At 47.6% G+C, this 11,638-nt stretch carries 14 protein-coding genes; 12 read left to right on the forward strand and 2 right to left on the reverse strand.

The genetic code is table 11. The features are described 5' to 3' along the window. Positions 1–114: 114 nt before the first annotated feature. Positions 115–1,248 (forward strand): M20/M25/M40 family metallo-hydrolase, encoded by a 1,134-nt coding sequence (locus NSQ38_RS16280; protein WP_339782946.1) that lies wholly within the window; start codon positions 115–117, stop codon positions 1,246–1,248. 139 nt (positions 1,249–1,387) lie between these two features. On the opposite strand, the gene mciZ is transcribed toward NSQ38_RS16280, so the two are convergent. Next, positions 1,388–1,522, reverse strand: coding sequence for a Z-ring formation inhibitor MciZ (mciZ, locus tag NSQ38_RS16285; RefSeq protein ID WP_017687626.1), 135 nt, complete (start codon positions 1,520–1,522; stop codon positions 1,388–1,390). Positions 1,523–1,870: 348 nt separating this feature from the next. On the opposite strand from mciZ, the gene NSQ38_RS16290 reads away from it, so the two are divergent. From NSQ38_RS16290 to sigF, 11 genes are all read left to right on the forward strand, one after another. After that, positions 1,871–2,464, forward strand: a complete 594-nt coding sequence (locus NSQ38_RS16290) for an NUDIX hydrolase (RefSeq protein WP_051447058.1) — start codon at positions 1,871–1,873, stop codon at positions 2,462–2,464. Positions 2,465–2,466: 2 nt separating this feature from the next. Beyond that, positions 2,467–3,687: an endonuclease Q family protein gene (locus NSQ38_RS16295; RefSeq protein ID WP_339782948.1), complete on the forward strand. Its 1,221-nt coding sequence runs from the start codon at positions 2,467–2,469 to the stop codon at positions 3,685–3,687. 162 nt (positions 3,688–3,849) lie between these two features. Continuing rightward, positions 3,850–4,479: a stage II sporulation protein M gene (gene spoIIM, locus NSQ38_RS16300; protein ID WP_017687629.1), complete on the forward strand. Its 630-nt coding sequence runs from the start codon at positions 3,850–3,852 to the stop codon at positions 4,477–4,479. A 107-nt stretch (positions 4,480–4,586) separates the two neighbouring features. Then, complete coding sequence (locus NSQ38_RS16305; protein ID WP_090922447.1) at positions 4,587–5,054, forward strand: Fur family transcriptional regulator; 468 nt, start codon at positions 4,587–4,589, stop codon at positions 5,052–5,054. 159 nt (positions 5,055–5,213) lie between these two features. Beyond that, a complete protein-coding gene (locus tag NSQ38_RS16310) occupies positions 5,214–5,456 on the forward strand; it encodes a DUF4227 family protein (RefSeq protein ID WP_017687632.1) in 243 nt (80 codons plus the stop codon). 75 nt (positions 5,457–5,531) lie between these two features. Continuing rightward, positions 5,532–6,422 (forward strand): tyrosine recombinase, encoded by an 891-nt coding sequence (locus NSQ38_RS16315; protein ID WP_105599514.1) that lies wholly within the window; start codon positions 5,532–5,534, stop codon positions 6,420–6,422. A 129-nt stretch (positions 6,423–6,551) separates the two neighbouring features. Then, on the forward strand, positions 6,552–7,376 hold the full coding sequence (locus NSQ38_RS16320; protein ID WP_036607861.1) for a purine-nucleoside phosphorylase: 825 nt from the start codon (positions 6,552–6,554) through the stop codon (positions 7,374–7,376). Between the two features lie 303 nt (positions 7,377–7,679). Further along, positions 7,680–8,801 carry a D-alanyl-D-alanine carboxypeptidase family protein gene (locus NSQ38_RS16325; protein WP_339790564.1) on the forward strand — a complete coding sequence of 374 codons (1,122 nt, stop codon included), beginning with the start codon at positions 7,680–7,682 and terminating at the stop codon, positions 8,799–8,801. A 144-nt stretch (positions 8,802–8,945) separates the two neighbouring features. Further along, positions 8,946–9,299 (forward strand): anti-sigma F factor antagonist, encoded by a 354-nt coding sequence (gene spoIIAA / locus NSQ38_RS16330; protein WP_017687636.1) that lies wholly within the window; start codon positions 8,946–8,948, stop codon positions 9,297–9,299. Continuing rightward, positions 9,296–9,751, forward strand: a complete 456-nt coding sequence (gene spoIIAB / locus NSQ38_RS16335; protein WP_338587703.1) for an anti-sigma F factor — start codon at positions 9,296–9,298, stop codon at positions 9,749–9,751. Before spoIIAA ends, spoIIAB begins: the two co-directional genes overlap by 4 nt. Before the next feature lie 14 nt (positions 9,752–9,765). Continuing rightward, positions 9,766–10,521 carry an RNA polymerase sporulation sigma factor SigF gene (gene sigF / locus NSQ38_RS16340; RefSeq protein WP_036607856.1) on the forward strand — a complete coding sequence of 252 codons (756 nt, stop codon included), beginning with the start codon at positions 9,766–9,768 and terminating at the stop codon, positions 10,519–10,521. Between the two features lie 87 nt (positions 10,522–10,608). Here the strand turns inward: sigF and NSQ38_RS16345 are convergent, their stop codons facing one another. Continuing rightward, on the reverse strand, positions 10,609–11,538 hold the full coding sequence (locus tag NSQ38_RS16345; RefSeq protein WP_339782950.1) for an EamA family transporter: 930 nt from the start codon (positions 11,536–11,538) through the stop codon (positions 10,609–10,611). Between the last annotated feature and the right edge of the window lie 100 nt (positions 11,539–11,638).

The following is an 11,638-nucleotide window of genomic DNA, read 5'->3' on the forward strand; positions in this document are numbered from 1 at the left end:
ATGATGCCGCCAGGCATCCTTCGTAATCAAAAGCAGACTTTTTGAACAACCTCATAAAATAAACAAGCCATAGTAATTGTATTGTACCGTATCCACGAGAGGGAGGAAAGTCCTATGATTAAACAACAACGTGTTATCGATCAGTTCATGGAACTGGTGCAGATTGATAGTGAAACGAAAAATGAACAGAACATCTCGAAGGTGTTAAAAGAACAGTTTGCAGAGCTTGGTCTTCATGTCTATGAGGACGACACCATGGAGCAAACCGGACATGGCGCCGGAAATCTCGTCATTACCTGGGAAGCCGAAGGAACAGAAGGGGTTGCACCGATCTTTTTCACATGTCATATGGACACCGTAACGCCAGGACAGGGAATTAAGCCTGAACTGGGTGAAGATGGCTGGATTCGCAGTGATGGAACAACGATCCTGGGAGCAGATGATAAAGCAGGGATTGCGGCATTGTTCGAAGCGATTCGTGTGATCCAGGAAAACAAGATTCCTCATGGCAAAATTCAATTGGTCATTACAGTTGGCGAAGAGTCTGGACTGGTGGGCGCACGTGCGATGAATCCGAAGGATATCGATGCCGAGTTCGGTTATGCGCTTGACTCTAATGGAGCTGTAGGCACGATCTGTGTAGCTGCACCAGCCAGAGCTGAAATTCAAATGAGCATCTATGGTAAGTCCGCACATGCGGGCGTGAACCCGGAAGACGGGATCAGCGCCATTCAGGTAGCAGCCAAAGCAATTGCAGCGATGACACTGGGCAGAATTGATGATGAAACGACAGCAAACATTGGCAAATTCCAGGGTGGATCACCACTCAACGTGGTATGTGACTTTGTACAGCTTGAAGCGGAAGCCCGCAGTATTGTGCAGGAGAAAGTTGAATTGCAGGTTGCACAGATGCGTGATGCGCTGGAAACGACATGTCGCAAATACGGTGCAACGGCTGAATTTAGAAGTGAGATCCTTTACCCTGCATTTGGCTTCCATGATGAACACGAAGTTGTACAGCTTGCACAGCGTGCCATCCGCAGTATTGGGCTGGAGACAAGTACGTTTGCTTCCGGTGGTGGCAGTGATGCCAATATCTTTAACGGATTCGACATTCCAACAGTGAACTTGGCGGTAGGGTATGAGGATATTCATACAACCAAAGAACGTATTCGTGCCGAAGACATTGTGAAGTTATCCCAGGTAGTCGTAGCTATTATTCAGGAAACGGCAGCTGACAAGAAATAACGTGTACTTCTTAGACAAAAGTCCGAACCCGGTCTATATCGGATTCGGACTTTTTGCGAATTCATGTTATATTTCAAGGGAGAAGACTCGTTAATTTAGGGTCAAATTGAGTCAATGGGTGAATGGATTAATGACCCATTCATTTGCGTCCAGCGAGCAGATCGATTAACTTGGCATCCGGGCCCCACTCGCGCAACCATTGTTTGAGTATGAGCTGTACTTGCCGGGCTTGTCCTACCACGTGTACGGATTGAGGCGTCATATAACTGTTCATCGAAAGTCCCCCTGATTCGTTTATATTTGCTGTGAGAATTCTATACGCTCACCATATGCCCAAAATCAGAGAATTATACATTCACCGAATATATAAATTGAGCTAATCCTTTACACAAGAACGGAGAGGACAGAAATAACCAAGAGAAGCGGAGCGTTCGCCTAAAAGCTTTCTGAAAGAAAGCTGCATCGTAAGCATAAGCTATAACCAAATTTTATCTATTAGAGAAAGAAATCAAAAAAATCTGGGGATAACAGCGATCGAAGGGTTGTTCTGTCATCGGAGTGGTTAGTGTAAATATTTTTAGTCCATTTATATATAATCCTACGATATGGAGTTGAAGAACAAATGAAACCAAACCAATCTGCCCAATCCATCCACGCGGCACAACCTGCCAATCCAAAACTAGATGAAGTGACCGTATCCACTAAGCCAATCTTCGAGGGCAAAGTGATTTCACTTCAAGTCGATACCGTTAAACTACCGAACGGCCAGACGGCTACACGTGAGATAATCCGGCACCCTGGAGCAGTAGCTGTACTCGCTCTGAATGGGGATCGTATGCTTGTAGTGGATCAGTATCGTCAGGCAATGGGGCGCACCGAAGTGGAGATTCCTGCGGGGAAACTGGACCCGGGAGAAGAGCCCGAGGTTGCCGCAGCACGTGAATTGCGAGAAGAGACGGGATATGTAGCCAAGTCGCTGCGTCATTTGCGTTCGTTTTACACGTCACCGGGGTTCGCAGATGAGATCATTCATCTTTACATCGCTGAAGAGTTGGAAGCAGGGGACATGGCGCTGGACGAAGATGAATTCCTTGAAGTTGCCGAAATAACTCTGGAGGAAGCCTATGCGCTCATGGACGAGAACCGGATTAGCGATGCCAAAACGATGATGGCTGTGTATGCGTGGGATCTCTACAGAACGACAGGACGGTTCTAAACATGCAAGACCAACTGGAAACATCCTCGATGTGGGAGCCCTGTTATACAGACCTGCATATTCACATCGGACGAACCTCACGCGGCGAGGCCGTTAAAATCAGCGGCAGTCGCGATCTGACATTTGAGAATATCGCTCGGGAAGCATCGGATCGCAAAGGAATTCATTTGCTTGGTGTTATTGATTGTCATTCTCCGGTTGTACAGATGGATATTGAGCAATTGCTGGAGAGTGGTACCATGTCCGAGATTGAGGGCGGCGGTATTGCCTACCAGGAAACTACCATTCTGCTGGGTACAGAGATTGAGCTGCGCGAGCCTGGAATGCGTGAGTTTCATATGCTGGCGTACTTCCGTGATCTGAAAACGATGAAGTCTTTCACGGACTGGATGAAACGTTATATGAAAAATGTGAACCTCAGTTCTCAGCGGGTGTACGTGCCCGCTCTAGAGATGCAGGCTGAGATTAAGGCACGTGGTGGGCTTATTGTGCCTGCACATGTATTTACACCGCATAAAGGCATCTATGGCAGTACTACGCCCCGTATGGGCGATGTATTGGATACCCGTCTTGTGGATGCTGTCGAGTTGGGGTTAAGCTCTGATTCATCCATGGCCAGTTATATTCGGGAGTTGGATCATGTACCGTTTCTCACCAATTCGGATGCTCATTCCCTTGGTAAGATTGGACGGGAGTATAACGAACTGCAAGTTGCTGCCCCTTCTTTTGATGAATTCCGTATGGCACTTCAAGGAGAAGCCGGCAGGAGCATTGCGGCCAATTATGGACTGAATCCAAGACTGGGCAAGTATCACCGTACTTACTGTGCAGCATGTGGCAGCATTATGGATGAGCGAGCGATGTCAGCAGAGCGTTGTCCGCACTGTGGCAGTCTGAAGCTGGTTCAGGGGGTGCTGGACCGCATTCTGGCGATCTCTGATCGGGAGAGTCCTCATGTCCCTGCAAACAGACCGGCCTATCATTATCAGGTACCACTGGAGTTCATCCCCGGTCTTGGCAAAGCCAAACTGCGCCAGCTACTGGACCATTTTGGTACGGAAATGAATGTACTTCATCGCACCAGAGAGGAAGAGCTTGATGCGGTTGTTGGACCTGTGCTGGCAGGCCTGATTGTGGCTGCACGGAACGGACAACTGGAGCTGTCCTCCGGAGGTGGCGGTACGTACGGAAAGGTTGCTGTTCAGGAAAAAGCTTCGGAGTGACCCGTGTAAATATTCTGTAGTTCAACTCATATTAGCTTTGGCTTTACAGAGGTCCAATCTGGACAAGAAGTCATACAGGAGCACTCCGGTTCATAAGAATGACTATGAGGATGGAATTGAGAATCCTTGCAGCATGATACCGGAAAGGGGACTCGTACCTGTATGCGCTCTTCCTACTTTACATTTAAAGGTCAGACTTCGTTATATGTATTCGTGGCTGTCTTGTTTCTGGTCGGCGTCATTTTTGGCGCGCTCATGGTGAACGCATTGTCTCTTGAGCAACGTCAGGATCTGGAGGGTTATCTCGGCAATTTCTTCATGACCGTGCAGCACAGTGCACAGGTGACTGAGACCGGGGCATATTGGGACATTGCCATGCTCCATCTGAAATGGGTGGGTCTGATCTTTATTCTGGGTTTATCCGTCGTTGGACTGCCCGGTATACTGGTTCTGGATTTTCTGAAAGGTGTGCTCATTGGATTCACAGTGGGGTACCTTGTTGGGCAGTATTCCTGGAAAGGGCTGCTGTTTGCACTGGTTTCCGTGGCGCCGCATAATCTATTTGTCATTCCGATCCTCCTGATCTGCAGTGTGGCGGCGATGACGTTCTCGTTATACATCATTCGCAATCGTGTTTTGATGCAGCGAACACCTGGTCGACAAAGGCCTTTTGCTTCATATATAGTGTTAACTTTGGTTATGGCTGCACTGCTGCTCGGTGTGGCGTCTTTTGAAACATGGGTTACACCTGCGATGATGCGCTGGGTCACGCCAATGCTACTACCGGCCTAACGTGTACCGTATAGTGTAAAATGTTGACTTTAATTACGCACTCCCCCTATAATGAAAAGAGTGGGTTAAGTTGCAGTGTGCAGTGATTTCCTAGGGGGAGGGAGAAAATGGAAGCACGGATTGATAAAATTAAGCAGCAACTACAGTCCCAAGGATATAAATTAACGCCCCAGCGGGAAGCCACCGTAAGAGTACTTCTTGAGAATGAAGAAGATCATCTGAGCGCAGAAGACGTATTCATGCTCGTTAAAGAAAAGGCTCCCGAAATCGGTCTGGCAACCGTGTACCGTACCCTCGAACTGCTGAGTGAGCTGCATGTTGTAGAGAAAATCAACTTCGGCGACGGTGTAGCGCGTTATGATCTGCGCGGAGATACATCCAAGCATCACCATCATCACTTAATCTGTGTTCAATGCGGAAGTATGGATGAAATACGTGAAGACTGGCTTGGACCGCTTGAAGAGCGTTTGGAGCGGGAATTCAACTTTTCGGTAGTAGATCACCGACTGGACTTTCATGGAATTTGTTATCGTTGCAAAGCTAAAAATGAACAGAAACCCAAAGATGAAGAATAACATAGCATATCTTCAAGCTCTCACCGGCGGTTTTGACGGGAGAGCTTTTTTGGCACCGGACATGATCTGGAGTTTCCCCCGGATGGCATAAACCTGTGTTTATGGACATACCCTGATTCAAGGACAATACTGGATTCGAATCAGGAGGGGGACGCGCCCATGATTATATCAGTGCGGAGAGGGCTCCGTTTTATTCGATTTATTATATTTTTTGCTGCATTAGTTTATCTGTTCTATCATGTTCTGGATCTGTTTAATGGCTGGATCTCACCTGTGGATCAATATCAGATGCCGACTGGCAATGCAATCAAAGTATTTCAGGAAACGGATTGGCCGGGTAATGGAGAAGGACGTCCTACGATGGCAGAGCGTCTCCGTTTGTTCTATTGGTACGGGGAGTAGCTTCAAACTGCCAGGGATGCAAATACGGGAGCAGTCTGCCAGAACGGCAGGTCTGTCAGTTGAGGAGCGTTGTACATGAAACAGACGATACACGCCTATGCCTTATACTTGGAAGATGATAAAGGGATGTCGAGCAGCACGCTTGAATCGTATCTCCGAGACGTGGACAAGTTCATTGAATTTGCAGATAAGGAATATGGCATACGCGAAGCCGATCAGGTCAGACGCACACATGTCGTCCTGTTTGCAGGTCAGCTCAAACAGGCAGGACGTGCCAATGCAACCATTGCCCGCAGCATCGTATCTCTGCGCTCCTACTTTCATTTTTTGATGCGGCGGGGTGATATTATACAGGACCCTACGTTTGATGTGGAAGCTCCCAAGGCGGACAAGACGCCACCACAGGTGTTAAGTATCCAGGAGATCGAACAACTGCTGACAGCGCCTGATATTCGTTCACCGCAGGGTGTGAGAGATCGAGCGATGCTTGAACTGTTATATGCTACGGGTATTCGGGTCTCGGAACTGATTGCCCTTGACATTCGAGATGTTCAGCCAGGCATGCGCTTTATCCGATGCGGTGGGGCGGGCAAGGAACGTATCCTTCCCATCGGTGCACCAGCAGCACATTGGGCAAGTGTATATGTGGAGGAATTCCGCAACAAGTTGCTCAAAACCGATTCGGACGAGCAGGCACTATTCGTGAATGTATCCGGCAGACGTTTAACCCGGCAGGGCTTCTGGAAGCTGCTCAAAAAAGCAGCGGTGGACGCGGGAATCTCGGAAGAAATTACGCCGCATACGCTGCGTCATTCGTTTGCGGCACACCTGATTGCCAATGGGGCGGATACACGTGCGGTTCAGGACATGCTGGGTCACGTGGAGCAGCCTGGACAACAATATGGCAATCATGGTCGCAAAACCATGAAAGAAATCTATGAAACCCATCATCCGAGGGCAAGATAGATTTTGACGCATGGCATTCACAAATAAATGCGGAACATTGGGCCGATTTAGGATAAAATAAATTGAATACATCCAAACGCCGTTATACATAAAACGGATCGTTTCAACTCAAGGAGGAACATACAACGCATGACAGCATTAAACCAACAAATGATTTCGGAAGCAGCATCTTATATTCAAAGCAAAAGCTCCATCAAGCCGGAAGTCGGTTTGATTTTGGGTTCGGGTCTTGGCGTACTGGCAGAACTGATTGAAGATGGCGTAAGTATTGCTTATCAGGATATTCCACATTTTCCGGTGTCCACAGTAGAAGGACATGAAGGTGAACTATTGGTCGGAACCATCAAAGGTCGTCCAGTCGTAATGATGAAAGGCCGTTTCCACATGTACGAAGGATATGGTCCGGAATTGACAGCTTTCCCGGTACGGGTTATGAAAGAACTGGGTGTAAGCAGCTTGCTTGTAACCAATGCTGCGGGTGGCGTGAATACGTCGTATGAAGCTGGAGACTTGATGCTGATCTCTGATCACTTAAATCTTACAGGCAAAAATCCACTGATCGGACCAAATGACGCTGCACTGGGCGTGCGTTTCCCGGATCTGTCCGAAGCATATAGCCGCCGTTTGCGTGCGCTGGCGAAGGATACGGCCGCATCACAAGGTTTTAACGTACGTGAAGGGGTATACGCAGGTATGCTCGGTCCGAACTATGAGACACCGGCAGAGATCAGAATGCTGCGTACATTGGGCGCAGACGCAGTGGGCATGTCCACTGTATCTGAAGTGATCGTGGCACGCCACGCAGGCCTGGAAGTACTCGGTATTTCCTGTATCAGCAACATGGCTGCCGGAATTTTGGACCAGCCGCTGTCACATGATGAGGTGATGGAAACGACGGAGCGTGTGCGTGAGTCGTTCCTGGCGCTGGTAGTGGCGGTTATTCCGCAAATGTAAGCAAGATTTGAGTAGAGAAGGTTACCTCTTTGGATGAGAAATCATCGGGGGTAACCTTTTTTTTGTTGTGTTAAACGTACGGTTACTCATTCATTGAGTGCAGTACGTTTTTTTGCTTTGACCACATTTTTCAATAAAAGTTCGGGAAATCATGCTTTACATGGAATAATTTACTGGAAACGGGCCGACAATGATTAGCAGTACATGCATGGAACATGCAGTAAGCAAGTCATTTGAGGAGGTAACCTTGTGAAGAAAAGAATAATGGCATCGTTCATGACCCTTTGTATCCTGCTGTCCCTTATGGCATCAACGGCATCAGCTGAAGAAACACCGAAGGCAGCGGGAGGAACTGATCTGGCCCCGTCGGCGCGATCTGCGATCTTAATGGATGCAGATACGGGGACCGTCATTTATGAGAAAAACAGTCATGATCAGCTGCCTCCTGCGAGCATTACAAAAATTATGACCATGCTGCTTACGATCGAAGCGATCGACTCGGGCAAGCTGAAGCTGACGGACAAAGTAAGAACGAGTGAATATGCAGCTTCCATGGGCGGTTCGCAGATCTTCCTGGAGCCTGGGGAAGAAATGACGGTCGATGATATGTTAAAAGGGATCGCGATGGCTTCAGGCAATGATGCCTCAGTGGCTATGGCCGAGAAGATTGCTGGTTCGGAAGAAGCTTTTGTACAGCTGATGAATGAGCGTGCGAAGGAGCTTGGCATGAAGGATACTCATTTTGCCAACTGTAACGGCCTTCCAGTCGATAATCATTATTCTTCCGCCCATGACATTGCCGTCATGAGCCGTGAATTGCTGAAGCATTCCGGGATTACGAAGTATACCGGTGCATATCAGGATTACCTTCGCAAAGATACGGAAAAGCCATTCTGGCTGGTGAACACAAACAAGCTGGTTCGTTTTTATGAAGGGGCAGATGGTTTGAAAACAGGTTATACTTCCGAAGCGAAATTCTGCTTGTCTGCAACGGCGTCCAAAGATGGACTGCGTGTCGTTTCCGTGGTACTTGGTGAACCAAATACCAAAACACGGAATAGCGAAGTGTCTTCGATGTTTGACTATGCCTTTAGTCAATATACGATGAAGGCTCTTTACAAGGCAGGGGATCTACTGGGTAGTCTGAGAATCGAAAAAGGTGAAGTTGCCGAGTTGCCTCTAAATGCCACACAAAATTATAGTGTGCTGATGCGCAAAGGAGCCAAATCCAATGACATCCGGCATGAATTGCTAGTCGCCAAAGAATTGAAAGCTCCAATCAAAGCCGGGCAAAGTATAGGTAAACTGGTGGTTTACCAAGGCAATGACGTGATTAAGGAGTTCGATATCCAGGCTCCGCAGGATGTGAATAAGGCTGGCTGGTGGAAGTTGTTCAAGCGGACCACGTCCAACTTGTTTGACTAAACGGCGATTTCTGCGAGTTGCACGTATCCTTCGAACATATTTTGTAGTTAAATAGGGGTTTTCTTCTAGTTTTGTCGGGGGGCAGGAAAAGCCTTTGGAAGCGTAGAAATCCTTGTTCTAAGACAGGGAGGAGAGTGAGCAAACGTGAACTTGCATGTAGAAATGGAACACCATCGCGGGATTCTGATTGTACGATTATCCGGGGAGCTGGATCACCATACAGCTGACATGGTACGGATGCAAATGGATGAAGCCATCCAGCGGAGACAAAGCGAGCATCTCGTACTCAGCCTGAAAGATCTGCAATTTATGGACAGTTCGGGTCTGGGTGTCATTTTGGGAAGATACAAGCTCATTAAGAATAAAGGTGGCAAGATGGTGGTCTGTGACGTCAATTCGCCAGTGTACCGTTTGCTGGAAATGTCGGGTTTGTTCAAGATTATGCCGATATACGAAAATGAGGGAACTGCTCTCTCAGGTCTGGAGGTCGTCTCATGAATGAAGGAACAGGGACAAATTTCATGAATCTGCAATTCGCGGCCAAGTCAGAGAATGAGTCGTTTGCACGGGTAACCGTTGCTGCGTTTATCTCCCAGCTTGATCCAACGATGGACGAGCTCAGTGACCTGAAGACGGTCATTTCGGAAGCCGTGACCAACAGCATCATCCACGGATACAACAACAACTCCGATGGGGTTGTGTCCATCCAGGCCGAGATTCGGGAAGACATGATTACGATTATTGTGGAAGACCGCGGTGAAGGAATCGAAGATCTTGAACTGGCCAAGCAGCCGCTATATACGTCCAAACCCGAACTTGAGCGGTCGGGCATGGGCTTCACCATTATGGAAAACTTCATGGATGAATTCGAAGTCAGCAGTGAGCCCGGCAGAGGCACCTCCATCAAGATGAAAAAAAGGATTGAATCCAAGAAAGCATTGTATAATTAGGGGTTGGTGTTCTTATGGATGCTGAAGTGAAACCATCTTCACAGACCTATTTGGACGATGCCGAGGTCAAACGGCTGATTGCGCTCAGTCAGTCGGGTGACCATGTTTCACGGGATACGCTGGTGAACTGCAACATCAGACTCGTCTGGTCCGTCGTACAGCGTTTTATGAACAGGGGATATGATCCGGAAGATCTGTTCCAGATTGGTTGTATCGGTCTGCTCAAGTCAGTAGATAAATTTGATCTCAGTTATGACGTGAAGTTCTCAACCTACGCGGTACCGATGATCATCGGAGAAATTCAGCGATTCCTGCGGGATGACGGTACCCTGAAGGTCAGTCGTTCACTGAAAGAGATGGCGAATAAAGTTCGCAAAAAAAGGGACGAACTGTCCAAACATTTGGATCGTCTGCCAACGATCAAGGAAGTTGCCGCAGAGCTGGGAGTAACCCCGGAGGAAGTTGTATTTGCCCAGGAAGCGAACAAACCACCGACCTCCATCCATGAGACGGTATTCGAGAATGACGGTGATCCTATTACATTAATGGATCAGATTGCCGACGAGTCTCAGGAACGTTGGTTTGACAAATTGGCGCTAAACGAAGCCATCGGTGGTCTCAGTGAGCGGGAGCGGTTAATCGTTTATCTTCGGTATTACCGGGATCAGACGCAGTCCGAGGTTGCCAGCAGGCTGGGAATATCTCAGGTACAGGTATCACGTCTGGAGAAAAAAATACTGCAATCCATCCGCGACCAGATCGCACAGTGATTTTGTGGAGTGCAACAACAATATTGGCGCTTATGCACCAATATACGACAACTAACAACCTTCTATCGCGCATTATGGCGAGGAAGGTTATTTGTTGTTACTCCGGGGAGATCTCGAACGATTGGACTGCATGACCAGCATCATGCCAAGAATACATGCCATACCAATCCATTGATAGAAGCCAAAAGGTTCATGGAGCCATATGACAGTTGTTCCAACAGCAGCAAGGGGCTCTGCGCTCCCAAGCAGGCTAGTTTCCTTGGGTGTAAGACTTTTGAGACTCGCAATATAAAACCAAAAAGCAATCATGGTTCCAAAAAGGATCGTAAATATCAAATAACCGTAGGTTTCGAGCGTGATAGCAGCAAAATTCATTTTCCAGGGCGGGTGAATAAAACTCATTCCCAAACCAGCGATGATCATAGCCCAGCCAACCACAACAAGTGAATCGAATTTTTTAATCAGTTGCACGGCATACAGCGTATAAAATGCAGCTGAAACCCCGGATAATATGCCCCACATCACTGCGAGCCAGGAGACAGATAACTGCGTGAGTGAGCCGTTCGTCAGTAGGAGAAAACACCCACCGAGAGCCAGAACGGCGCATGCAAGGTCATTGCGTGTAAGGACAGACTGCTTACGGAGTGCGATGTAAATCATGATCATGACAGGGGACAGGTACTGCAGGAGTGTAGCTACCGCTGAATTGCCGTGTTTAATGGATGCCATGTACGTATACTGGACGGTAAGCATGCCGACCAATCCAAAAATGATCAGCTGTCCAGCAGTTTTTTTATTTTTCCACACATCAAAAATCTGAAATCGTCCATTAGTAAACGATTGAATAACCAGTAATAGTAACCCAGCAATCAACAATCGTACAGTGACATACCAATTGACCTCAATTCCATCCAGTTGAAACAGTTTTTGAGATACCGTACCCCCAATGCCCCAACAGATGGCTCCGGTCAGAACGAGTACGATGCCTGAAATTTTGGATTTTGCAGAAGTTGTCATTCTTGTTCGCCTCACCTTAAATATAAGAATAGTGTTATATTAAGGAGAAATGCGGTACATTAATATCAATATTACACTTAAAAATATAACTATATTGAGA

Source organism: Paenibacillus sp. FSL R7-0313, from assembly GCF_037969885.1.
Taxonomy (GTDB): Bacteria; Bacillota; Bacilli; order Paenibacillales; family Paenibacillaceae; genus Paenibacillus.

Excerpts from the sequence above, each read along its gene's own strand:
- NSQ38_RS16280 (WP_339782946.1), top strand. The coding sequence starts at position 115 with ATGATTAAACAACAACGTGTTATCGATCAGTTCATGGAACTGGTGCAG.
- mciZ (WP_017687626.1), bottom strand. The coding sequence starts at position 1,522 with ATGAACAGTTATATGACGCCTCAATCCGTACACGTGGTAGGACAAGCC.
- NSQ38_RS16290 (WP_051447058.1), top strand. The coding sequence starts at position 1,871 with ATGAAACCAAACCAATCTGCCCAATCCATCCACGCGGCACAACCTGCC.
- NSQ38_RS16295 (WP_339782948.1), top strand. The coding sequence starts at position 2,467 with ATGCAAGACCAACTGGAAACATCCTCGATGTGGGAGCCCTGTTATACA.
- spoIIM (WP_017687629.1), top strand. The coding sequence starts at position 3,850 with ATGCGCTCTTCCTACTTTACATTTAAAGGTCAGACTTCGTTATATGTA.
- NSQ38_RS16305 (WP_090922447.1), top strand. The coding sequence starts at position 4,587 with ATGGAAGCACGGATTGATAAAATTAAGCAGCAACTACAGTCCCAAGGA.
- NSQ38_RS16310 (WP_017687632.1), top strand. The coding sequence starts at position 5,214 with ATGATTATATCAGTGCGGAGAGGGCTCCGTTTTATTCGATTTATTATA.
- NSQ38_RS16315 (WP_105599514.1), top strand. The coding sequence starts at position 5,532 with ATGAAACAGACGATACACGCCTATGCCTTATACTTGGAAGATGATAAA.
- NSQ38_RS16320 (WP_036607861.1), top strand. The coding sequence starts at position 6,552 with ATGACAGCATTAAACCAACAAATGATTTCGGAAGCAGCATCTTATATT.
- NSQ38_RS16325 (WP_339790564.1), top strand. The coding sequence starts at position 7,680 with ATGGCATCAACGGCATCAGCTGAAGAAACACCGAAGGCAGCGGGAGGA.
- spoIIAB (WP_338587703.1), top strand. The coding sequence starts at position 9,296 with ATGAATGAAGGAACAGGGACAAATTTCATGAATCTGCAATTCGCGGCC.
- sigF (WP_036607856.1), top strand. The coding sequence starts at position 9,766 with ATGGATGCTGAAGTGAAACCATCTTCACAGACCTATTTGGACGATGCC.
- NSQ38_RS16345 (WP_339782950.1), bottom strand. The coding sequence starts at position 11,538 with ATGACAACTTCTGCAAAATCCAAAATTTCAGGCATCGTACTCGTTCTG.